This window comes from Blastococcus sp. CT_GayMR19, from assembly GCF_004570385.1.
Lineage (GTDB): Bacteria > Actinomycetota > Actinomycetes > Mycobacteriales > Geodermatophilaceae > Blastococcus_B.
In genome coordinates, this window is the sequence record NZ_SPQL01000011.1 from 24,365 (window position 1) to 46,152 (window position 21,788).

General features: G+C 72.8%; 18 protein-coding genes. 9 read left to right on the forward strand and 9 right to left on the reverse strand.

What is annotated here, in order from left to right; genetic code table 11:
* Nucleotides 1-55 precede the first annotated feature (55 nt).
* The 8 genes from E4P39_RS15415 to rpmH all read right to left on the reverse strand — a co-directional run bounded on the left by E4P39_RS15415 (nucleotide 56) and on the right by rpmH (nucleotide 5,902).
* Entirely contained in the window at nucleotides 56-1,129 is a 1,074-nt protein-coding gene (locus tag E4P39_RS15415; RefSeq protein ID WP_135137466.1) for a ParB/RepB/Spo0J family partition protein, read from the reverse strand.
* A 25-nt stretch (nucleotides 1,130-1,154) separates the two neighbouring features.
* Nucleotides 1,155-2,219, reverse strand: a complete 1,065-nt coding sequence (locus E4P39_RS15420) for a ParA family protein (protein ID WP_135137467.1) — start codon at nucleotides 2,217-2,219, stop codon at nucleotides 1,155-1,157.
* A 100-nt stretch (nucleotides 2,220-2,319) separates the two neighbouring features.
* Nucleotides 2,320-3,090 (reverse strand): 16S rRNA (guanine(527)-N(7))-methyltransferase RsmG, encoded by a 771-nt coding sequence (locus E4P39_RS15425; protein WP_245159863.1) that lies wholly within the window; start codon nucleotides 3,088-3,090, stop codon nucleotides 2,320-2,322.
* A complete protein-coding gene (locus tag E4P39_RS15430) occupies nucleotides 3,087-3,773 on the reverse strand; it encodes a protein jag (protein ID WP_245159864.1) in 687 nt (228 codons plus the stop codon). Before E4P39_RS15430 ends, E4P39_RS15425 begins: the two co-directional genes overlap by 4 nt.
* Nucleotides 3,774-3,894: 121 nt before the next feature.
* The gene (gene yidC / locus E4P39_RS15435) at nucleotides 3,895-4,983 is read right to left on the reverse strand and encodes a membrane protein insertase YidC (protein WP_135137468.1); all 1,089 of its coding nucleotides are present in this window, start codon (nucleotides 4,981-4,983) and stop codon (nucleotides 3,895-3,897) included.
* A complete protein-coding gene (gene yidD, locus E4P39_RS15440) occupies nucleotides 4,976-5,374 on the reverse strand; it encodes a membrane protein insertion efficiency factor YidD (RefSeq protein WP_135137469.1) in 399 nt (132 codons plus the stop codon). Before yidD ends, yidC begins: the two co-directional genes overlap by 8 nt.
* Nucleotides 5,371-5,763, reverse strand: coding sequence for a ribonuclease P protein component (gene rnpA / locus E4P39_RS15445; RefSeq protein WP_135137470.1), 393 nt, complete (start codon nucleotides 5,761-5,763; stop codon nucleotides 5,371-5,373). The genes yidD and rnpA overlap by 4 nt, the downstream gene beginning before the upstream one ends.
* 1 nt (nucleotide 5,764) lies before the next feature.
* On the reverse strand, nucleotides 5,765-5,902 hold the full coding sequence (gene rpmH, locus E4P39_RS15450) for a 50S ribosomal protein L34 (protein ID WP_026856313.1): 138 nt from the start codon (nucleotides 5,900-5,902) through the stop codon (nucleotides 5,765-5,767).
* Between the two features lie 642 nt (nucleotides 5,903-6,544).
* On the opposite strand from rpmH, the gene dnaA reads away from it, so the two are divergent.
* From dnaA to E4P39_RS15485, 7 genes are all read left to right on the forward strand, one after another.
* Nucleotides 6,545-8,386: a chromosomal replication initiator protein DnaA gene (gene dnaA, locus E4P39_RS15455; protein ID WP_135137471.1), complete on the forward strand. Its 1,842-nt coding sequence runs from the start codon at nucleotides 6,545-6,547 to the stop codon at nucleotides 8,384-8,386.
* A 934-nt stretch (nucleotides 8,387-9,320) separates the two neighbouring features.
* Nucleotides 9,321-10,472, forward strand: coding sequence for a DNA polymerase III subunit beta (gene dnaN, locus E4P39_RS15460; protein ID WP_135137472.1), 1,152 nt, complete (start codon nucleotides 9,321-9,323; stop codon nucleotides 10,470-10,472).
* 140 nt (nucleotides 10,473-10,612) lie between these two features.
* Nucleotides 10,613-11,545, forward strand: a complete 933-nt coding sequence (gene gnd / locus E4P39_RS15465) for a phosphogluconate dehydrogenase (NAD(+)-dependent, decarboxylating) (protein WP_135137473.1) — start codon at nucleotides 10,613-10,615, stop codon at nucleotides 11,543-11,545.
* A 113-nt stretch (nucleotides 11,546-11,658) separates the two neighbouring features.
* Nucleotides 11,659-12,834 carry a DNA replication/repair protein RecF gene (recF, locus tag E4P39_RS15470; RefSeq protein ID WP_135137474.1) on the forward strand — a complete coding sequence of 392 codons (1,176 nt, stop codon included), beginning with the start codon at nucleotides 11,659-11,661 and terminating at the stop codon, nucleotides 12,832-12,834.
* A complete protein-coding gene (locus E4P39_RS15475) occupies nucleotides 12,831-13,331 on the forward strand; it encodes a DciA family protein (RefSeq protein WP_135137475.1) in 501 nt (166 codons plus the stop codon). Before recF ends, E4P39_RS15475 begins: the two co-directional genes overlap by 4 nt.
* A 62-nt stretch (nucleotides 13,332-13,393) precedes the next feature.
* Complete coding sequence (locus E4P39_RS15480) at nucleotides 13,394-14,344, forward strand: hypothetical protein (protein WP_135137476.1); 951 nt, start codon at nucleotides 13,394-13,396, stop codon at nucleotides 14,342-14,344.
* A 10-nt stretch (nucleotides 14,345-14,354) separates the two neighbouring features.
* The gene (locus tag E4P39_RS15485; RefSeq protein ID WP_245159865.1) at nucleotides 14,355-16,169 is read left to right on the forward strand and encodes an ABC transporter ATP-binding protein; all 1,815 of its coding nucleotides are present in this window, start codon (nucleotides 14,355-14,357) and stop codon (nucleotides 16,167-16,169) included.
* A 119-nt stretch (nucleotides 16,170-16,288) separates the two neighbouring features.
* On the opposite strand, the gene E4P39_RS15490 is transcribed toward E4P39_RS15485, so the two are convergent.
* Nucleotides 16,289-17,800, reverse strand: coding sequence for an SDR family oxidoreductase (locus E4P39_RS15490; protein WP_135137477.1), 1,512 nt, complete (start codon nucleotides 17,798-17,800; stop codon nucleotides 16,289-16,291).
* 150 nt (nucleotides 17,801-17,950) lie between these two features.
* Here E4P39_RS15490 and E4P39_RS15495 point away from each other — a divergent pair, with 150 nt between their 5' ends.
* The gene (locus E4P39_RS15495; protein ID WP_135137478.1) at nucleotides 17,951-19,378 is read left to right on the forward strand and encodes an APC family permease; all 1,428 of its coding nucleotides are present in this window, start codon (nucleotides 17,951-17,953) and stop codon (nucleotides 19,376-19,378) included.
* A 253-nt stretch (nucleotides 19,379-19,631) separates the two neighbouring features.
* Nucleotides 19,632-21,677, forward strand: a complete 2,046-nt coding sequence (gyrB, locus tag E4P39_RS15500) for a DNA topoisomerase (ATP-hydrolyzing) subunit B (RefSeq protein ID WP_135137479.1) — start codon at nucleotides 19,632-19,634, stop codon at nucleotides 21,675-21,677.
* Nucleotides 21,678-21,788: the final 111 nt, after the last annotated feature.

The window sequence follows — 21,788 nt, forward strand, 5'->3', positions numbered from 1 at the left end:
ATCGCGCGGGAAATCGTCTGTGACGAAAGCCCGCGCGTGAACTGGGGCGGGTGCGTCAGGCGTCCGGACGGCGCCCGGTGATCCCCGGCGCCATCACACCGATGATCCGCTGCAGGTCGTCGACCGAACCGAACTCGACGACGATGCGGCCCTTGGCGCGGCCGATCTGGATCTTCACGTTGGTCTCGAACATGTCGGACAGCCGGGTGCCGAGCTCCTCGACCCCGGGGGCGCTGATCTTGCGGGACCGGCGCTTGGCGGCGGGCTGCTCCGCGGCGGCCATCGCGACCGCCTCCTCGGTGGCGCGGACCGACATCCCCTCGGCGACGATCCGGGTGGCGAGCGCGTCCTGGGCATCGGCGTCGGCCAGCCCGAGCAGGGCCCGCGCGTGACCCGCCGAGAGGATCCCGGCCGCGACCCGCGTCTGCACCTTCACCGGCAGCTTCATCAGCCGGATCGTGTTGGTCACCTGCGAGCGGCTGCGCCCGATCTTGCCGGCGAGCTCCTCGTGGGTGGCGCCGAACTCCTCGAGCAGCTGCTGGTAGGCCGCGGCCTCCTCGAGCGGGTTCAGCTGGACGCGGTGGATGTTCTCCAGCAGCGCGTCCCGGAGCATCGCGTCGTCCGTGGTGTCCCGGACGATGGCGGGAACCGAGTCCAGGCCGGCGGCCCGGGCGGCCCGGAGCCGCCGCTCGCCCATGATGAGCTCGTAGCTGACCCGTCCCCCGGGGGAATCGGCGTTCTCCCGCACCACGATCGGCTGGAGGAGGCCGAACTCCTTGACGCTGTGCGTCAGCTCCTCGAGCGCCTCGTCGTCGAAGGCCAGCCGCGGCTGCTTCGGATTCGGGACGATGTCGCCGACCGCGAGCTCCAGCAACCGGGCACCGGGGACGCCGACCGCGCCCTCGTCCTCGGCCCGGGCCTCGGCTCGGGCGTCGGCCACCGGGGACGGGGCGGGCGCCGGAACCAGGGTGACGGTCGGCGCCGGGCTCAGCGGGGCAGGCGTCGTCGCCGCGGAGTCCGGATCCGGGGCGGACGCCAGAGCCGGCGCCGCCTGCTCCACCGGAGTGGGGGCCGGACCGGTGGGGATGAGGGCCGCCAGCCCACGCCCCAGGCCGCCGCGCTTGTTCATGACCGCTCCTCGCGAAGGGTGGTGCTCACTGGCTCTCCTGCGTGCTGGACGGTTCGGCGGTCGGGGCGGCGGGTTCACCGAGGATCAGCGCCGCGACCGGGGGGACCGGTGGCAGTCCGCCGGCGGTGACCGGCCGCTCGAGCGGGGGGAGGACGGCGCCGCGTTGGGCGAGCTCGCGGGCCGCCTCGACGTAGCTGGTCGATCCGCGCGAGCCCGGGTCGTAGGTCAGGACCGACTGGCCGTACCCCGGAGCCTCGGAGACCCGGACGTTGCGAGGGATGACCGACGTGAGGACCAGGTCCCCGAAGTGGTTGCGCACCTCGTCCGCGACCTGGTCGGCCAGCTTCGTCCGGCCGTCGTACATGGTCAGCAGGATGGAGCGCACCGTGATGGCCGGATTGAGATGGGCCCGCACCAGATCGATGTTGGAGAGCAGCTGCCCGAGCCCCTCCAGCGCGTAGTACTCGCACTGGATCGGGATGAGCACCTCGTCGCCGGCCACCAGGGCGTTGAGGGTCAGCAGACCCAGGGACGGCGGACAGTCGATGAGCACGTAGTGCGGCCGCTGCTCCTCCGGTAGGGCCGAGATGTGCGCCTCGATCGCGCGGCGCAGCCGGTGCTCACGGGCGACCACGGAGACCAGCTCGATCTCGGCACCGGCGAGGTCGATCGTCGCGGGGACGCAGCGCAGGTTCGGGCTCGCCGTCGTCGGGTGGACCACCTCGGACAGCGTGCTGTCACCGACCAGGGCGTCGTAGACGGACGGGGTGCCCACCGTGTGCTCGACACCGAGAGCCGTGCTCGTGTTGCCCTGCGGATCGAGGTCGATGACCAGGGTGCGCAGCCCGTAGAGAGCCAGGGCGACGCCGAGGTTGACCGTCGACGTCGTCTTGCCGACGCCGCCCTTCTGGTTGGCGATCGTGATGATCCGGATCCGGCTCGGCGCCGGGAACGGCTCCTGATCGGCGGCATGGAGCACGCGCGTGGCGCGCAGCGCCTCCATGGCGATCGGGCTGTCCCAGTCCGACCCGGCCGAAGATGCCGAGTCGGTGGCGAGACTGCTCCGCAGCCGCTCACCCGGGTCGGTCATCGCGGGTCCTTCCTGACGATCCGTTTCACGTGGAACCGATCGAAGTGCTGTCCCTGTTCCACGTGGAACAGAAGGTCGGGCTGTGCGGCGCGCGGCCCGGTCACCGCGCTCCACGCGTCATGACCACCACGGTAGTGGCAGCGTCGCCGAGCGCCGCACCGACTGCCCGGGCGTGGACGTCGCGCATTCCGGCTGCGGCCAGCTCCGGCAGCAGCGCGGGCAGCTCCTCCACCGCCCGCGTGCCGACGAGGGCGACCAGCTGGGTGCCGGGCCGCATCAGTCCGCGGCACCAGCCGACGAGCCGGGGGAGCGGCGCCACGGCCCGAGCGGTGACGACGTCGACCGTCCCCACCGCGCCCACGACGGACCGGTCCTCGGCCCGGCCGCGCACCACCCGCCAGCGGGGACCAACGCTGCCCCCCGGGCGGTCGTCGAGGCGGGCACCGGCCTCCAGCTGCGCGAGCTCGGCGACGGCCTCCTCGAGGAAATCCACCCGCCGGGCCATCGGCTCCACCAGGGTAACCGTCAGATCGGGCCGGGCGAGGCCCAACGGGATGCCCGGCAGGCCCGCACCGCTGCCCACGTCCACGACCCGGGCGCCCTGGGGGACGGCCTCGGCCACGGCAGCGCTGTTGAGCACGTGCCGCTCCCACAGCCGAGGGACCTCCCGCGGGCCGATCAGGCCGCGGACGACGCCGTCACCGGCCAGCCGGGCGACGTAGCGCTCGGCCGCGGGCAGCGCCTCCGCGAACACCCGGGCCGCGGCCGCCGGCGCGACGGGGCCGGCGGCCCCGCCCCGCGGGCGGTCGTCGGGAGCCCCGCCCGCGGGGTGGGGGAGTTCGCCGTGCTGCCCGGAGGCGCGTCCGCTCACTTGTCGGGCAGGACCACGACTCGCCGGTTCGGCTCCTCGCCCTCCGACTCGCTGTGGACGCCGCTGACTCCGGCGATGACGTCGTGCACCACCTTGCGCTCGAACGGGTTCATGGCAGACAGGCGTTCGGGCTGCCGGCTCTGGGCGACACGCCGAGCTGCCTCGCCGGCCAGCGCGGTGAGGTCCGTACGCCGCTTGGCCCGGAACCCGCCGACGTCCAGCATCAGCCGGCTGCGCACGCCGGTGTCCTGCGCCACGGCCAGCCGGGTCAGCTCCTGGAGGGCCTCGAGCGTGGCGCCGTCGGGGCCGATCAGCGTGGTGAGGTTGCCGCCGACGATCGCCACCGACGCCCGGTCACCCTCCACGTCGAGGTCGATGTCGCCGTCCACGTCGAGGATGTCGAGGAGCCGCTCGAGGTAGTCCCCCGCGACGTCACCCTCACGGACCAGCGGGTCCCCGTCGTCGTCGTCCTCGTCGTCCTCGTCGTCCTCGTCGTCGTCCTCGGACTGCGCGGCAGCCGCACGCGGCACACCCGCCTCCTGCGTACCGGCATCGGACGCCTCGAGGACTGCGTCGTCACTGGCGGCGTCGGCGTCGGGCAGGGAGTCGAGGTCGTCGGACGACGCCGAGGACGCCGGCGCCGTGTAGGCCGGGGCGGTGTCGGACAGTGTGGTGTCGGACACCGCGGTATCGGACGACGGCTGCTGTGGAGCACTCACGGAGGTTCCTCCCAGGTGGGGGCGGGTGGCCGGGGTATCCCCGGTGGTCGTGGGCCGGCGGGTGCAGGCGGGGCGTCGGTGCAGGTCAGCGGCGTTTGCGCTTGCCGCGGTTGGCCGGGCCCTGTCCGCCGGGCCGGGGCGCGGCGCCCTTCCCCGAGGCCTGGGACCCACCGCCACTGCCGCTGCCGTCCCCCGCGGTTCCGGGCGCACCGTCCCCCGCGCCGGTGGCGCCGGGAGCGTCGGCGTCGTTCTCGGGCAGCGTGGCGGTCGCCGGGCGTCCCGGCTTGCTGCGCACCGGCTTGGCGCCGGGCTTGGGAGCCAGCGACTTCGGGTCCACGTACGGCTTGTCGGCGTCCGCCTTGGCCTTGTGGGCGGCCGATCCGGGCGGCGGCAGCTTGCGCAGGATGAAGAACTGCTGGCCCAGGGTCCACAGGTTGTTGGTGAACCAGTAGAGGAGGACCCCGACCGGGAAGAAGAAGCCGGATACGAACAGGCTCAGCGGCATCCCGTAGAGCATGAACTTCTGCACGGTGGCGGCCTGACCCTCGACCGGGCCCGAGCGCGACATGATCTGCTTCTGCGTGAAGAAGGTCGTGAAGCACATGATCACGATCAGCACGAAGGAGACGGTCCGGATGCTGCCGTAGGAGCCGCCGGTGATCTCGAGGATCGCCCGCTCCTTCTCGCCCGACATGTCGAACGAGGACGAGATCGGGGCGCCGAACAGCTTGGCGCGGGCCGCCTCGTCGGTGAGCTCGGGCGACCAGCTGTAGAGGCCAGGCTTCCCGGGCGCCAGGCGGCGCAGCACGTGGAAGAGCGACAGGAAGATCGGGATCTGCGGCAGGATCGGCAGGCACCCGGCCAGCGGGTTGACGCCGCGCTCCTTGAAGATCGCCTGCTGCGCCGCGGCCATGCCCTGGCGGTCGCTGCCGTACTGCTTGCGCAGCTTCGCGAGCTCCGGCTGGAGCTCCTGCATGGCCCGCTGCGACTTGACCTGCTTGACGAACAGCGGGAACAGCAGGATCCGGATCGTCACAACCAGAAAGACGATCGCCAGCACCCAGGCCAGGCCGGCAAGGCCGGATTCGGCCGGCGGATCACCGAACGCCAGGTTCCACAGCGCGTGCCAGCGTGCCATCACCCAGGAGATGCCGGTGTACAGCCAGTCAAGCAACGGAGGACTCCTCGTTCGCCCGGCGGGGGTCCGTCGGGGTGGCTCGGTGGGGAGGATCGGGCCGGTCGCCCGGGGACGCCGGTGACGGCGCCGGGATGCTCGACGAGTGGCCGCCTTCTCCGGTTCCGGGGGAGGGCAGGGCCACACCCGGAACGGGGTCGAAGCCACCCGGGTGCCAGGGCGCGCACTTGATCAGCCGGCGCAGCGCGAGACCGGTGCCGCGCCAGGCGCCGTGCCGCTCGACCGCCTCGGCCGCGTACGCACTGCAGGTCGGGTAGAAGCGGCAGCGAGGCGGAAGGGCAGGGCTGATCGCCCGGGAGTAGAAACCGATGGCCGCCAGCAGCGCGCGCCCGACGGGGGAGCGGCGGCGATCGACTGCGGCGCCGCTCACGAGGACCGCGACCCGTCGCCCAGGAGACGGCTCATCCCGGCGGAGAGGTCGCGCCGGAGGACCGCCGAGCCTGCCGCGGCCGCCTCGGGCCGGGCCCGGACGACCAGGTCGGCCGTCGGGGGGAACCGGTGCAGTTCGGCACGGACGGCGGCCCGCAGCTGGCGGGTGACGCGGTGGCGCACCACCGAGTTGCCGACCGCCTTGCCGACCACGAAACCGGCCCGCGGGCCGGTCGGCGGCGCCTGGCTCGACGCCGGGCCACCGGCCGCCGGAGCGGGCCGTTCGGGGAGGTAGTGGAGCACCATGGTCGGTCGCCCGGCGCGTCGGCCGGACCGGACGACCGCGGTGAACTCCGGACGCCGGCGCAGGCGGGCCTGCGCGGGCAACACGTCAGGCGGAGAGGTTCTCGCGACCCTTGCGCCGACGACCGGCGAGGATCGCCCGGCCCGCGCGGGTCCGCATCCGCAGCCGGAAACCGTGGGTCTTGGACCGGCGTCGGTTGTTCGGCTGGAACGTGCGCTTGCTCACGAAGTACTCCCACTACATGGCATCGACGGTGCGTACCCGTCGGTGGACGGGGACGCGCGGGGGACCGGTGAACGGCCGGAGCCGCACCCCGGCAACCCCGGAAGCTGGTTCTGCGGACCGGCACACGTCGGAGCCGTCCACAGACTCAGGCCAGCATAACCGAGAGAGCGCGAGGACCGGCGGGCGGCCGCATGCGGACCGCCCATGGTCCCCCCGGACGGCCCGTCGGGGCACGCGGACGCGCCGTGGTGGGCGGACCGGCTGGGGACGCCGACGCGCCGGGACCGTCTCCCCGAGCGTTGCCGGGCTGTGGACGGGGCTGTTAGCGTCGCCGTCGCCCCAGGTCGCAGGACAGGGTCGAGCGGGTGGGCCGATCCCGGTGGTCGACCGCGTCCGCAACAGCGCAACCTCAGCCAGATCCCGGCTCTGACCAGCAGATATGCGGGTCACGGTCAGGAGTGGGAGGAAGCGCCGCACGATCGGTCCCCGGCCGTGCACACCCTGTGGACACCGGTGTGGAACCAGTGTGTCCGTGCGTCCACAACGGGGCACCGCCACGGTGGACACGAAGCGCGCGGGGATACCGGTCCCGGGACCTGCCCGGGGGCGACCGGGGTCGACTGCAATGGGAGGACGGGCCGCATGGCGGACGCCACGCTGGACCTGGCAACGGTCTGGGACCAGATCCGCGAACGGCTGGCGACGAGTCTGTCCCCGCAGCAGAACGCGATGCTGAACCTGACCCGTCCCCTCGGGCTGGTCGAGGACACGGCGGTGCTGGCCGCGCCCAACGAGTTCACCCAGACCGTGCTCGAGTCCCGGATGCGCCGAGTGCTCGCCGAGGCACTGTCCGAGCAGTTCGGCCGGGACATCCGGGTCGCCGTGCAGCTCGAGGACGCACCGGCCGGGCCGCCGGCCGACACCCGCGACGAGGAGCCCACCCGCCGTCCCTGGTCCGACGCCGAGGCGCAGCGTGCCGAGGAGGACCGCGCCACCCGCGACCGCGCCGACGACGGGCGGAGCGCGTTCGGCGTCCGGACCGACGCGGTCGGGACGCCGCCGTGGGACCGGGGCTCCGGAGACGCGCTGTCCGGCCGCTCCGACGCCGAGGCCCGGGAACTGCGGTCGGTGGACGGCCCGACGCCGCGGCCGGTGGACCGCGGAGCCCCCGAGGACTGGAGCACGCAGACCTGGGGGACCGGGTCCGCGGAGCCGGCCGGCGGCACGCAACCGCCCGGCGGCACGCACGCTGCCGGCGGTCTGGGCGGGCGCGACTGGGGCGGCTCGGAGGACGACTCGTCGGCCGACGTGCTGCCCTTCGACCTCGACGTCCCCGCCGACCAGCGCGCCGGTCGGCCCGGGAACGGCCGCGGCCGACGTCCCGACAGCCGGGGCGGCTACGGGCGGGACGCCGGGGGAGGGTTCGCCGACCGCCGTCCGGCCGGCCTGGACCCGGGTCTGAACCCCAAGTACGTCTTCGACTCCTTCGTCATCGGCAACAGCAACCGGTTCGCCCATGCCGCGGCGGTCGCCGTCGCCGAGGCGCCGGCCCGCGCGTACAACCCGCTGTTCATCTACGGCGAATCCGGGCTGGGGAAGACCCACCTGCTGCACGCGATCGGGCACTACGCGGCCCGGATGTTCCCCAACGTGCGCGTCCGGTACGTGAGCACCGAGGAGTTCACCAACGAGTTCATCAACCTCGTGCACTCCGGCCGGGCCGAGGAGTTCCGCCGGCGCTTCCGGGACATCGACTTCCTGCTGATCGACGACATCCAGTTCCTGGAGCGGGCGGAGCGCACGCAGGAGGAGTTCTTCCACACCTTCAACACGCTGCACAACGCCAGCAAGCAGATCGTCATCACCTCCGACCGCGCGCCGAAGAAGCTGACGACGCTGGAGGACCGGCTGCGCACCCGCTTCGAGTGGGGCCTGATCACCGACGTCCAGGCGCCCGACCTGGAGACCCGCATCGCGATCCTGCGGAAGAAGGCCTGGGGCGAGCGGCTGCAGGTGCCCGACGCCGTGCTGGAGTTCATCGCCAGCAAGGTGCAGACCAACATCCGCGAGCTCGAGGGCGCGCTCATCCGCGTGACCGCGTTCGCCAGTCTCAACAAGCAGCAGGTGGACCTCCCGCTGGCCGAGCTCGTGCTGAAGGACCTGATCAGCGACGAGCAGGGCCCGCAGATCACCGCGGCGATCATCATGGCCGCGACCGCGGAGTACTTCTCCGTGACGATGGAGGAGCTGCAGGGCGCCAACCGCAGCCGCACGCTGGTCAACGCCCGCCAGATCGCCATGTACCTGTGCCGTGAGCTCACCGAGCTGTCCCTGCCGCGGATCGGGGCCTCGTTCGGGGGCAAGGACCACACGACGGTCATGCACGCGGTCAAGAAGATCACCAACCTGATGAGCGAGCGCCGCGCGACCTACACACAGGTCACCGAGCTCACCGCCCGGATCAAGAGCCGGGCCCGCCAGTGACACCGTCGTCCTCCGGACGACACCGCTTCCAATTGCCGTCCCCCAGCACGCGGAGCCGTTGAGTCGTGCCTGCGCGGGAGCCTCCGGCCCCCACCCGGCCCGACGGGTGCCGTCCCCCTGCTACGAGGAGCATGTTCGTGGGCCGGTCACTATCCACAGCCGCGGATCCCGCCGGACACCTCGGGGACACCCGTTCGTCACCGCCCTTCCCGGCCGGTCGGCGGCCCGACGCGGTCGACTCGTCGAGAAGTTGTCCCCAGGAATGTGCACAGGCTGGGGAGATCTCTGCCGGAGCCGTGTGACGGCTCGGCCGGTCGACGGAGCCGGTATCCGGGGCGGCTGTCAACGGGGCCTGGCCGTTTCCCGGAATCGGGCGTTGACCTGCGCGGACGCCCTCGGACGCCTGCGGACGCCGCGGACGTGCACCTTCGGCCGACACGCCTCGGGACGCCCCTGTTGCCGGTCCCTCGCCGGTCTGGGGACGGAGCGGGGAGAGGCAGGGGAGAGCAGGTGGACGGCGGACGGTCACGGTGCACAACCGTCGAGATGTCCACGTGTCGACACAGGAAGGACGGTCACCACCCACAGCCGGCCAACAGGCGCATTCGGCCACTGAGCAGCGGGAACGGCCTCGATCCCCAGCTTCCACACGTGTGATGACGAAGATGAGTTATTTGGATCGAGAATTCCTTGAACCACACTCTGGGTGGGGACCGTGCGTTCAGAGGTGCCCAGGGCGGTCAAAGAGACGCCAATAGGGACCGGCGTTCCCCCGAGGGGCCGCAGCAGGCACGATGAGCACCGCACCGGGGCCGGACGAGCGGGGACGCCGGAGACCGGGTGCACCGACGGACGAGAAGATCCGCCCCTCCGGGCCCCGCCATCAGGCGGGACCCCGGCCGGGCGGCGGGCAGAGGCTGGGGTGGGTCGAGAGATGAAGTTCCGGGTGGCACGTGAGGTGCTCGCCGACGCCGTCGCGTGGACGGCGCGCAGCCTGCCGCCGCGGCCGTCGGTACCTGTCCTGGCCGGGATCCTGCTCGAGATCGACGGCAACACGCTGTCGGTCTCCGGATTCGACTACGAGGTGTCGGCGCGCGCCGAGGTCGACGTGCAGGCCACCGAGAGCGGACGGGTCCTGGTGCCGGGCCGGCTGCTGGCCGAGATCACCCGTGCGCTCCCGCCGCACCCGGTGGAGATCACCGCCGAGGGCCCCCGCCTGGCCATCACCTGCGGAAACGCCCGTTTCAGTCTTCCGACGCTGCCGGTCGAGGACTACCCCTCGCTGCCGTCCATGCCCTCCTCCGCCGGCCTGGTCGACAGCGACGTCTTCGCCGAGGCGGTCAGCCAGGTCGCCGTCGCGGCGGGCCGGGACGACACCCTCCCGATGCTGACCGGCGTCCGGCTGGAGATCGAGGACGACCTGATCACCCTGGCCGCGACCGACCGGTACCGGCTGGCCGTGCGCGAGTTCGCCTGGCGGCCGGAGACCTCAGGGGTGTCCGCCGCGGTGCTGGTGCCGGCCCGGACGCTCGCCGACGCGGCGAAGACGCTGACCAGCGGCCCGGAGATCGTCGTCTCGCTGTCCTCGGGCAGCGCCGGCGAGGGCATCCTCGGCCTGTCGGGCAAGGACCGGCAGACGACGACGCGGCTCCTGGACGCCGAGTTCGTCAAGTACCGGGCCATCATGCCGAGCGAGTCCGCCTCGCACGCGACGCTGCCGGTCGGGCTGTTCACCGATGCCGCCAAGCGCGTGGCCCTGGTCGCCGAGCGCGGCACCCCCCTGCGCTGCGAGTTCACCCAGGGCCAGGTGACGCTGCGGGCCGGCGGCACCGACGACGAGGGGCAGGCCGAGGAACGCTGCGACGTCGAGTTCGACGGCGAACCCCTGACCATCGGCTTCAACCCGACGTTCCTGCTCGACGGCCTGGCCGCCGTGCACACCGAGCGGGCGCGGATGAACTTCACCAGCCCGCTCAAGCCCGCCGTGCTCTCCGGTGTCGAGGAGCAGCAGACCGACGACGGGAAGCCCGCGGAGCGACCGGGCAGCTACCGGTACCTGATCATGCCGGTGCGGCTGCCCGGCTGACCGCGGCTGACAGTCCTTCCCGCTTCCGAGGGCCGGCTGTCCCCGCTTCGCGGGCAGGTTGTTCCTCGCTTCGCGGGAAAGGGCCCCGGCCAGCACGATGAGGGACCGAGTTTCGAGAACCGCCGAGAGGGGACGACGTCGTGCAGCTGGGACTGATCGGGCTGGGCAAGATGGGCGGCAACATGGCCGAGCGCCTGCGCCGGGCCGGGCACGAGGTCGTGGGCTACGACCACTCACCCGGCAAGCGGGACGTGGAGACCCTGCCCGCCCTGATCGAGGCGCTGGCCGCGCCGCGGGTCGTCTGGGTGATGGTTCCCTCGGGTGAGCCGACCAAGGCCACCGTCAAGGAGCTCGCCGGGCTGCTCAGCGAGGGCGACGTGATCGTCGAGGGCGGCAACTCCAAGTACACCGACGACCAGGTGCACGACGTGATGTGCCGCGAGAAGGGCATCGGTTACATCGACGCCGGCGTCTCGGGTGGGGTCTGGGGCCTGGAGAACGGCTACGCCCTGATGGTCGGCGGCACCAAGGACGACGTCGCCAAGGCGCAGCCGATCTTCGACGCGCTGCGGCCGCCGCGGCCGGTCGACGAGTCGGGCCAGGAGATGCCGGGCGTCGGCTTCGTGCACGCCGGGCCGGTGGGCGCCGGGCACTTCAGCAAGATGGTCCACAACGGCATCGAGTACGCGATGATGCAGGCCTACGGCGAGGGCTACGAGCTGCTGGCCGCCGTCGACCTGATCGAGGACGTCCCGGGCGTCGTCGCCTCGTGGACGCAGGGCACCGTGATCCGCTCCTGGCTGCTGGACCTGCTGGTCCGGGCGCTGCAGGAGGACCCGGAGCTGGAGAAGATCCGTGGCTACGCGGAGGACTCGGGCGAGGGCCGGTGGACCGTCGAGCAGGCCATCGAGAACGCCGTGCCCATGCCGACCATCGCGGCGTCACTGTTCGCGCGGTTCTCCTCGCGCCAGGAGGACTCCCCGACGATGAAGGCGGTCGCGGCGCTGCGGAACCAGTTCGGCGGGCACGCGGTGAAGGCCGTCCAGGCCCAGGAGGCCGAGAAGCCCGCGTGAGGCACCGCACGTCCTATCCGGCCACGATGGCCATTGTGGCCGGGCCGGCGGTCGGCCGCCGTCCGCGATCGGGGCCACAATGGCCATCTCGGCCCTTCGGGGGCGGGTGACGGGTGTACGTCCGGCACCTGCAGCTCGGGTCGTTCCGCAACTGGGAGAAGGTGGACGTCGCCCTCGGTCCCGGGCCGACGGTCTTCGTCGGGCGCAACGGCGAGGGCAAGACCAACCTCGTCGAGGCGGTGGGCTATCTCGCGACCATGAGCAGCCACCGCGTGTCGGCCGACGGGCCCCTGGTCCGGCACGGCGACGCCCAGGCGGTGGTGCGGGCGGCGCTCCGCCGCGGCGACCGTGAGCTGCTGGTCGAGATCGAGATCAACCCGGGGCGCGCCAACCGGGTCCGGGTCAACCGCGCCCCTCTCCCGCGGCCGCGCGAGCTGCTCGGCATGGTCCGGACGGTGCTCTTCGCGCCGGAGGACCTCGCGCTCGTCCGGGGCGATCCGACCGAGCGCCGCCGTTTCCTCGACGAGCTGCTGGTGACCCGCACACCGCGGCTGGCCGGCGTCCGCAGCGACTACGACCGGGTGCTCAAGCAGCGCAACGCGCTGCTCAAGACCGCGCGCCTGGCGCGGGGCAGGGCCATCGAGACCCTCGACGTCTGGGACGGCCACCTCACCGACCTCGGCGGGCAGCTGCTGGCGGCGCGCCTGCAGCTGATCGCCGACCTGGCCCCGCACGTGGCGGAGTCCTACGCCGGCGTGGCCGGGGCGGGCGCGGTGATCGCCGGCCTCGGCTACTCGTCCTCCGTCCCGGCGGCGGGCGACGGCAGCCCGGTCGCGCCCGGACCGCAGCCCTCCGCGGCCGAGCTGACCGCGGCCATGCGGGAGCGGGTGGCCGAGCGGCGCGGCGACGAGCTGGACCGCGGCATCACGCTGGTCGGCCCGCACCGCGACGACCTGGTCCTGCACCTGGGCCCGGCGCACGCCAAGGGGTTCGCCAGCCACGGGGAGTCGTGGTCGCTGGCGCTGGCGCTCAAGCTCGCCACGTTCGCCCTCTTGAGGGCCGAGGGCGAGGACCCCATCCTGATCCTGGACGACGTCTTCGCGACCCTCGACACCCAGCGCCGGGCGGCTCTGGCCGCGGTCGCCCGTTCGGCGGAGCAGACGCTGATCACCGCCGCCGTGGTCGACGACGTCCCGGAGGAGCTGCGCAGTGTCCGCGTCGAGGTCGGCGACGGCTACGCGGTCGTGGTGAAGGACGGCGCCGGCTTCGCCGAGGGGAGGGTGCCATGACCGAGGACCGGCCCGCGCGGCCCAGCGACATCGCCCGCGCCGCCCTGGAGGCGGCGCGCGCCGCCTCGGCGGCCCGGCCGCAGCCCACGCGCCGCCGGATCGCCGGCCCCCGCCGCCGCTGGACCGGCGCCGGGCCGGGCGCCGACGACCCCCAGCCGCTCGGCCGGCTGGTCGACTCGCTGGTCACCGAGCAGGACTGGTCGGAGCGCACCCGCGTGGGCGCCGTCTTCGGCCGGTGGGAGGCGCTGGTCGGCCCGGACATCGCCGGCCACTGCCGGCCGCAGACCCTGACCGAGGGCGAACTGCTGGTCGTCGCCGAGTCGACGGCATGGGCCACCCAGCTCCGGCTGATGGCGCCCACGATCCTCGGCCGGCTGCACGCGCAGGTCGGCGGAAACGTGGTGACCCGCTTGCGCGTTGTCGGACCGACGGCCCCGAGCTGGAAGAAGGGCCCGCGGTCGGTCCGCGGGCGGGGGCCGCGGGACACGTACGGCTAGCCGGGCCGGACCGCGAGGTCCGGATCGCGCCCGGAGGACAGCACCATGACGGAGAGGCACGAATGAGCAGCCCGCGTGACCGAGACGGCGCCGACGACGGCGGCGACTGGCAGGAACCGCCCCATCTCTCGGGGAACGAGCCGGCCGGCGACTCCGACATCGAGCCCAACATCGCGGACCGCCGGATGAAGCCGCGCGACAGCGACCACACCTCCGACCGCGAGACGTGGACGCCGCCGGGCTGGGACCTGCCGCCCGCCACCCCCGACCGGGACCTGCCGCCCGCCACCCCTGATCGGGACCACCTGCCGCCCGCCGGTGGCCCCTCCGGGGTGCCGTCCCAGGACCCCTCACCCGCCCCTGCCGGGAAGCGGCCGGGCGGCGGCTTCTTCGGCTCGCGGCGGCGGGCGCCCGGCGAGGTCGAGAAGGTGTTCACCTACGAGGGGGACGCCGTCGGCGCCCAGGGATGGGCGCTGCAGCAGGGCTGGACCATCTCCGACGGGAACGCCCCCGAGGACGCCGTCCTCCGGGACCTGGTCGCCTCCGCTCCGGTGCGGCCGACGAAGGACCACCGCCCGGCCAGCGTGCTCCGGGGACGCTCCGGCACCCTCGACCTGGTCGCGTTCGACATCGTCTTCGCCTCGGGGCGCTACCTGGTGCCGGAGTACGCCGTCACGGCCGCCCCGCTGCTCGGCACCGTGCCCGGCCTGCGGCTCTCCCCGGCGCGGCTCTGGAAGCACCGCACCGGCGGGCTCGTCCCGATCCCCAGTGGCGACGAGGCCTTCGACACCCGCTGGCAGCTGCTCGCCGCGGAGGACACCCCGCAGGTCCGCCGGCTGGCCCAGGACCCGGCGGTGCACGGCCTGCTCCTGGGCACCGACGACGGCGACGAGTTCTGGACCGCCGCCGGGCACCTGGCCGCCGTCCGCCCCGACGGGCACCGCCCCCAGCTGCTGGAACACCACGCCCGCCTGCTCAACGCGGTGGTCAACGCGCTGGCCGCCGGTTTCTGAGACGAGCCCGGTGAGCACGGAGCCAGACAGCGACGCCGGGCCGGCTCCCGACTCCGCAGCTCCCGACTCAGTGGCTGTCCCGCCGGCTGCGGGGCTGCGCGACCTCCTGCCGCTGCTCCGGCCGCACCGGCGGTCGCTGGCGGTCGCGGCCGCCCTGTCCCTCGCCGGCGCCGCGGCGGCACTCGCGCAGCCGGCACTGGTCGGGCGGGTCATCACGGCCGTGGGGGGCGGGCGGTCGGTGCTGCCCGCCGTCGTCGTCCTCCTCGTCGTGCTGATCGCCGGCGCGTTCCTGGGAGCGGTCCAGCAGTACGTGCTGCAGCGGACGGCGGAGGGGGTCGTGCTCTCCACCCGGCGGACCCTGACCGACCGGCTGCTCCGGCTGCCGGTCAGCGAGTACGACCGGCGGCGCACCGGCGACCTGATGTCGCGGGTGGGCGCCGACACCACCCTGCTGCGGGCCACGGTCACGTCGGGGGTGGTGGAGGTCGCCGGCTCGGTGGTGGTGGGCGTCGGCGCCCTGATCGCCATGGCGCTGGTCGACGGGTGGCTGCTGCTGGTCACCGTGGTCGCGGTCGGCCTGGGCGTCGCCGTGGTCAGCACCGTGGTCCGGCGGATCCGCGACCTCTCGCGGCGCGCGCAGGAGGAGGTCGGCGCCATGACCGCGGCGGTCGAGCGGTCGCTGTCCGCCGTCCGCACCATCCGGGCCAGCGGGGCCACCGACCGCGAGGTGGACGTCGTCGGCAGCAGCGCGACCCGGGCCTACGACGCCGGTGTGCAGGTCGCCCGGGTGGAGGCGATGGTGTCGCCGGCGAGCTCGATCGCCGTCCAGGGCGCGTTCCTCGCCGTCCTGGGCCTCGGCGGGTACCGCGTGGCCACCGGGTCGATCGACGTCGCCGATCTCGTCGCCTTCATTCTCTACCTGTTCCTGCTGGTCATGCCGCTGGGCCAGGCGATCTCCGCGTGGACGCAGCTGCAGACCGGGCTCGGGGCGCTCGCGCGGATCCAGGAGGTGCTGGCGCTCGCACCGGAGGACGACCGGCACCCGGAGCGCGGCGGGGCCACCGCCCTGCCGCGGATGCCGTCGCCCGGGGACCCGACTCCCCTGCTCGAGCTCGACGACGTCCGCTTCTCCTATCCCGACGGGACGGAGGTGCTGCGCGGGGTGTCCCTCACCGTCCTCGCCGGCAGCCGGGTGGCGCTGGTCGGTCCGTCGGGTGCGGGCAAGTCCACGATCCTGGCCCTGGTCGAGGGCTTCTACCCGCTGACGGGCGGGGTGATCCGCTGGGCCGGGACCGACGTCCGGAGGCTGCCCCGGGCCGCACTCCGGGCGCGGCTCGGCTACGTCGAGCAGGAGGCGCCGGTCCTCGCCGGCACGATCCGGGACAACCTGCTGCTCGCGGCCCCGGGGGTCTCCGACCCCGACCTGTGGGCCGTGCTGGCCGACGTCGGCCTGACCCCCGTCGTCCAGCGTTCCCCCCGCGGGCTCGACGTGCCCGTCGGCGACGACGGGGTACTGCTCTCCGGCGGGGAACGGCAGCGGCTGGCCATCGCGCGCTCGCTGCTCTCCCGGCCCGCGCTGCTGCTCCTGGACGAGCCCACCGCGAGCCTCGACGCACGCAACGAGAGCCTGCTGCGGGACACCCTCGCGGCGGCCGCAGCCGACCGGGCGCTCCTCGTCGTCGCGCACCGGCTGTCCACCGTGCGCGACAGCGACCAGATCGTGGTGCTGGACGCCGGCGAGATCGTGGCCAGGGGAACGCACGACGAGCTGGTCGAGGAGAGCCCGCTCTACCGCGAGCTGGCCACCGCCCAGCTCCTGGTCTGACGTCGACTCGGGTAAGGGTTACGCGGTCCGGAGGACCGCCATGTCACTGCGCGTGGTCTTCCACCATTGCGGGCGCTGCAGCAGCGGCAATGGTGGAGCAACACCCGCAACGGCAGGGGTCAGGCCGGCTGGGCCTGCTCGGCTGCGCGCGTGACGTTGCGGAGCATCCCGCCGAAGACGATGCCGTGGAACGGGGCCACCGCCCACCAGTAGAGGTGGCCGAACAGGCCGCGGGGGACGAACGTGGCCCGCTGCCGCAGCCGGGTCGTCCTCCCGTCGGCCTCCGAACCGCTCGCGGCCCCCTCGTGTTCCACGTGGAACTCCAGCCAGGCCAGCCCGGGCAGGCGCATCTCGGCGCGCAGCCGCAGCAGGCTGCCCTCCTCCAGCGCCTCGACCCGCCAGAAGTCGAGGGCCTCGCCGACGTAGAGGTCGTGCGGGGACCGCCGTCCTCGCCGGAGGCCCACCCCACCGACCAGCCGGTCCAGCCGGCCGCGCACCTCCCAGGCCAGCGGGAAGGAGTACCAGCCGGTGTCGCCGCCGATGCCCTCCACGACCCGCCACAGCGCAGTGGGCGAGGCGCTGGTCTCCCGCGTGCGCTCGTCGACGTAGACGCTGCCGCCGGCCCAGTCAGGATCGGTCGGCAGTGGGTCGGACGGCGCACCGGGCACGGACGCCGAGGACCACCGCGTCGCGACGGCGGCGTCCTTGACCCGCTGCAGCGCGAGGCGGACCGCCTCGTCGAAGCCGAGCAGGCCACCGGGCGGATCCGGGACGTACTCGGCGATGTCGTGCTCCCGGCAGACCACGGTGTTGCGCAGCGACTCGACCAGCGGGCGGGCGATCGAGGCGGGCACCGGCGTGATCAGGCCGACCCAGTGGCTGGACAGCGACGGGGTGAACAGCGGCACCGGCAGGATCCGCCGCCGGGGGAGTCCGGCGGCGACGGCGTACCGCTGCATCATCTCGGCGTAGTTCATGACGTCGGGGCCGCCGACGTCGAACGAGCGGTGCACCTCCGGCGGCAGGGTGGCGCAGCCGACGAGGTAGCGCAGCACGTCGCGGACGGCGATCGGCTGGATCCGGCTGTGCACCCAGCGCGGCGTCACCATCACCGGCAGGCGCTCGGTCAGGTAGCGCAGCATCTCGAAGGACGCCGAGCCCGAGCCCAGCACGATCGCCGCGCGCAGGACCGCGGTGGGGACGCCGGAGGCGAGCAGGATCGAGGCCACCTCGCCGCGTGAGCGCAGGTGCGGGGAGAGGTCCTCGCCCTCGGGCTCCAGCCCGCCGAGGTAGACCAGCCGGCCCACGTCGGCCTCCCGCGCCGCCCTGGCCATGACCTCGGCGGTGTGCCGGTCGGTCTCCTCGAAGGCATGTCCGCCGCCGAGGGCATGGACCAGGTAGTAGACGACGTCGACGCCCGCGCAGGCCGTGGCGACCGCCGCGGCGTCCGCGGCGTCGGCCCGCACGATCTCGACCCGTCCGGCCCACGGGTGGTCCCGGAGCCGGTCCGGGGATCGGGTCATGACCCGCACGCGGTGCCCGGCCGCCAGCAGTTCGGGCACCAGACGGCCGCCGATGTAGCCCGTCGCGCCGGTGACGAGGCAGGTCCTGGGCGCGTCCGGTGGGGTCATCCCCCGAGTGTCGGCGCCTCCCGGCCCCCGCGCGACGCCGTCCGGTCGACAGCGCGACGCCTCGGGTCGACAGCGGGCGGCCCAGCCATCAGCATCGGAACGTCCCGGGCCCCTCGCGCCCGGGCGGACCTCGAGCAGGAGGCGGCGCAGATGGCCGACACCGCACGCACCGACGAGGAGATCCGCGACGGGTCCGAACCCAGCCTCAAGCGGGTGATGGGGCCCGGCCTGCTCCTGCTCTTCATCGTCGGCGACATCCTCGGCACCGGCATCTACGCCCTCACCGGCCAGGTCGCCGCCCAGGTCGGCGGGGTGGTCTGGCTGCCGTTCCTGGTCGCCTTCCTGGTCGCGCTGGTGACGGCGTTCAGCTACCTGGAACTGGTCACCAAGTACCCGAGGGCGGCCGGGGCGGCGCTGTACACGCACAAGGCGTTCGGCGTCCACTTCCTCACCTTCCTCGTCGCCTTCGCGGTGATGAGCTCGGGCATCACCTCGGCGTCCACCGCTGCCCGGGCGTTCAGCGCCAACGCGGCCAACGTGTTCGGGCTCGGCTTCGAGGAGGGCCTGGGCATCACGCTCATCGGGCTGGGCTTCATGGCGCTGGTCGCGGCGGTGAACCTGCGCGGGGTCGGGGAGAGCGTCAAGGCCAACGTGGTGCTCACCTGCGTGGAGCTCAGCGGGCTGCTCATCGTGATCGGGGTCGGCGTCTGGGCGCTGGGGATCGGCGAGGGCGACTTCTCGCGGGTCACCGAGTTCGACACCGGCGACCGGTCGCTGCTGGGCGGGGTGATCGCGGCGACCGGGCTGGCGTTCTTCGCGATGGTCGGCTTCGAGGACTCGGTCAACATGGCCGAGGAGTGCAAGGAGCCGCGGCGGATCTTCCCCAAGGTGCTCCTCTTCGGGCTCGTGCTCACCGGGACCATCTACGTGCTCGTCTCCATCTCGGCGATCGCGCTGGTGCCCGCGGAGGCCCTGAGCCAGGGCGACACCCCGCTGCTGCAGGTGGTCGAGGCCGGCGCCCCCGGCTTCCCGATCGGCCTCTTCGGCGTCATCACCATGTTCGCCGTCGCCAATTCGGCCCTCATCAACATGCTGATGGCCAGCCGGCTGGTCTACGGGCTGAGCCGGGAGCGCGTGCTCCCGCCGTTCCTCGGCAAGGTCCACCACCGCCGGCGCACGCCCACGACGGCGATCCTGTTCACCACCGCGCTGGCCTTCGGGCTGATCACGTTCGTGGGGGCGGTGCCGGCTCTCGGCGGGACGACGGCGCTGCTGCTGCTGATCGTGTTCACCGTCGTCAACGTGGCGGTGCTGGTGCTGCGCCGGGACCCGGTGGACGCCGAGCACTTCCGCACCCCCACGGTGCTGCCGGTGGTCGGCGCGCTGGCCTGTGCGTTCCTGGCCACGCCGTTCGCCGGGCGGCCCGCCGAGCAGTACCGGATCGCGGGTGTCCTCCTCGCGATCGGCATCGTCCTGTGGGGCGTCACGGTCCTCATCAACAAGCGGACGGGTGCCGAGGCGCCGAGGTTCGACCCCAGTTCCCTTACCGGCGACGGCCCTTCCGGCCCGAGGAACTAGGGGGTCGCCGCCAGACCGCCCGAGGACGGCGTGTCGGCCTCCGGGGTGACACGGGTGGTGGCGGAGGAGTCGGGAGAGGCGCAGGCGCGACGTCAGGGCGCGGACGACGGCATTCCTGTCAGACCACCCGGTAGTCTGGACAGCAGGAACCGCCAGCAACCGGCTCAGCGCCGCTCTGCGCCGTCCACCCCGCGTGTCAGGGGAGTCTCCCTCCCGGGGGCCGGGCGTCGGTTGCGCGACAGAAGGGCCCCACGTGGTCGCTCGACCCAAGACCGAAGCAGTCCCGCAGAACGCCTACTCCGGCAGCTCCATCACCGTGCTCGAGGGCCTCGAGGCGGTGCGCAAGCGCCCCGGCATGTACATCGGTTCCACCGGTGAGCGCGGGCTGCACCACATGGTCTGGGAGGTCGTCGACAACTCGGTCGACGAGGCGCTGGCCGGGCACTGCGACACGGTCCGGGTCACCCTGCTCGACGACGGCGGTGTGCGGGTCGAGGACAACGGCCGTGGCATCCCGGTCGACATGCACCCCGTCGAGAAGCGGCCCACCGTCGAGGTGGTCATGACGATCCTGCACGCGGGCGGCAAGTTCGACGGCAAGAGCTACGCGGTCTCCGGCGGCCTGCACGGGGTCGGCGTCACCGTCGTCAATGCGCTCTCGAAGGCGCTCGACGTCCGCATCTGGCGCGACGGCAACGAGTGGCACCAGCACTACGACCTGGCCAAGCCCGGTGCCCTGGAGAAGATCGGCCCGACCAAGAAGCGCGGCACCCAGATCACCTTCTGGGCCGACGCCGACATCTTCGAGACGACGCACTACTCGTTCGACACGATCAGCCGCCGGCTGCAGGAGATGGCGTTCCTCAACAAGGGGCTGACCATCGTCCTGCGCGACGAGCGCACGGGGCACACGAAGGTCGAGACCGGCCTGGCCGACGAGATCCCGCTCGTCGAGGAGGCCCCGGCACCCGGGCACGAGGCCGAGGCGTTCGAGGCCACCGAGATCACCTACCGGTACGACGGCGGCCTCGAGGACTACGTCAAGCACATCAACGCAAAGAAGAGCCCGATCCACAAGTCCGTCGTCAGCTTCTCCGCCGACGGCGTGGGCAAGAACGACATGGCGATGAGCCTCGACGTCGCGATGCAGTGGTCCGACGCGTACTCCGAGTCCGTCTACACGTTCGCGAACACGATCAACACCCACGAGGGCGGCACGCACGAGGAGGGTTTCCGTGCGGCGCTCACCTCGATCGTGAACCGCTACGCGGTGGACAAGAAGATCCTCAAGGAGAAGGACGAGAAGCTCACGGGTGAGGACATCCGCGAGGGTCTCGCCGCGATCGTCTCCGTCAAGCTCGGCGACCCGCAGTTCGAGGGCCAGACGAAGACCAAGCTCGGCAACACCGAGGTCAAGGGGTTCGTCCAGCGGGTCTGCAACGAGCAGATCACGCACTGGTTCGAGGCCAACCCGGGTGAGGCCAAGATCGTCATCACCAAGGCGTCCTCGGCCGCCCGCGCCCGCCGCGCCGCGCAGGACGCCCGCAAGCTCGCCCGCAAGAACCTGCTGAGCAACAACTCGCTGCCGGGCAAGCTCGCCGACTGCCGGTCCACCGACCCGCGCAACTCGGAGGTCTACATCGTCGAGGGCGACTCGGCGGGTGGCTCCGCCAAGTCCGGCCGCGACTCGATGTTCCAGGCGATCCTGCCCATCCGCGGGAAGATCATCAACGTCGAGAAGGCACGCATCGACCGGGTCCTCAAGAACAACGAGGTCCAGTCGATGATCACCGCCTTCGGCACCGGCATCCACGACGAGTTCGACCTGTCGAAGCTCCGCTATCACAAGATCATCCTGATGGCGGACGCCGACGTCGACGGCCAGCACATCCGCACCCTGCTGCTGACGCTGCTCTTCCGCTTCATGCGTCCCCTGGTCGAGGCCGGGCACGTCTACCTCGCGCAGCCGCCGCTGTACAAGATCAAGTGGGGCGGCAAGACCGGCGACGAGTACGTCTACACCGACCGGGAGAAGGAAGCCGTGCTCAAGGCCGGCGCCGAGGCCGGCCGGAAGATCAAGGACGACGCGATCCAGCGCTTCAAGGGCCTCGGCGAGATGAACGCCAAGGAACTCTGGGAGACGACCATGGACCCCGAGACCCGGATCCTGCTCCAGGTCACCCTCGAGGACGCCGCGACCGCCGACGAGCTGTTCAGCGTGCTGATGGGCGAGGACGTCGAGGCCCGGCGGAGCTTCATCACCCGCAACGCCAGAGACGTCCGATTCTTGGATGTGTAGAGCCTGGATGTGTAGGGCCTGGATGTCCGACCCCGTCCGCCGGCGCGTCGTGACCGGGTCCCAGAACCTGTCGCGACACTCCGACGGGCCACTTGACCTGCGACTTTGTCC

Excerpts from the sequence above, each read along its gene's own strand:
- E4P39_RS15415 (WP_135137466.1), bottom strand. The coding sequence starts at position 1,129 with ATGAACAAGCGCGGCGGCCTGGGGCGTGGGCTGGCGGCCCTCATCCCC.
- E4P39_RS15420 (WP_135137467.1), bottom strand. The coding sequence starts at position 2,219 with ATGACCGACCCGGGTGAGCGGCTGCGGAGCAGTCTCGCCACCGACTCG.
- dnaA (WP_135137471.1), top strand. The coding sequence starts at position 6,545 with ATGGCGGACGCCACGCTGGACCTGGCAACGGTCTGGGACCAGATCCGC.
- dnaN (WP_135137472.1), top strand. The coding sequence starts at position 9,321 with ATGAAGTTCCGGGTGGCACGTGAGGTGCTCGCCGACGCCGTCGCGTGG.
- E4P39_RS15475 (WP_135137475.1), top strand. The coding sequence starts at position 12,831 with ATGACCGAGGACCGGCCCGCGCGGCCCAGCGACATCGCCCGCGCCGCC.
- E4P39_RS15480 (WP_135137476.1), top strand. The coding sequence starts at position 13,394 with ATGAGCAGCCCGCGTGACCGAGACGGCGCCGACGACGGCGGCGACTGG.
- E4P39_RS15490 (WP_135137477.1), bottom strand. The coding sequence starts at position 17,800 with ATGACCCCACCGGACGCGCCCAGGACCTGCCTCGTCACCGGCGCGACG.
- E4P39_RS15495 (WP_135137478.1), top strand. The coding sequence starts at position 17,951 with ATGGCCGACACCGCACGCACCGACGAGGAGATCCGCGACGGGTCCGAA.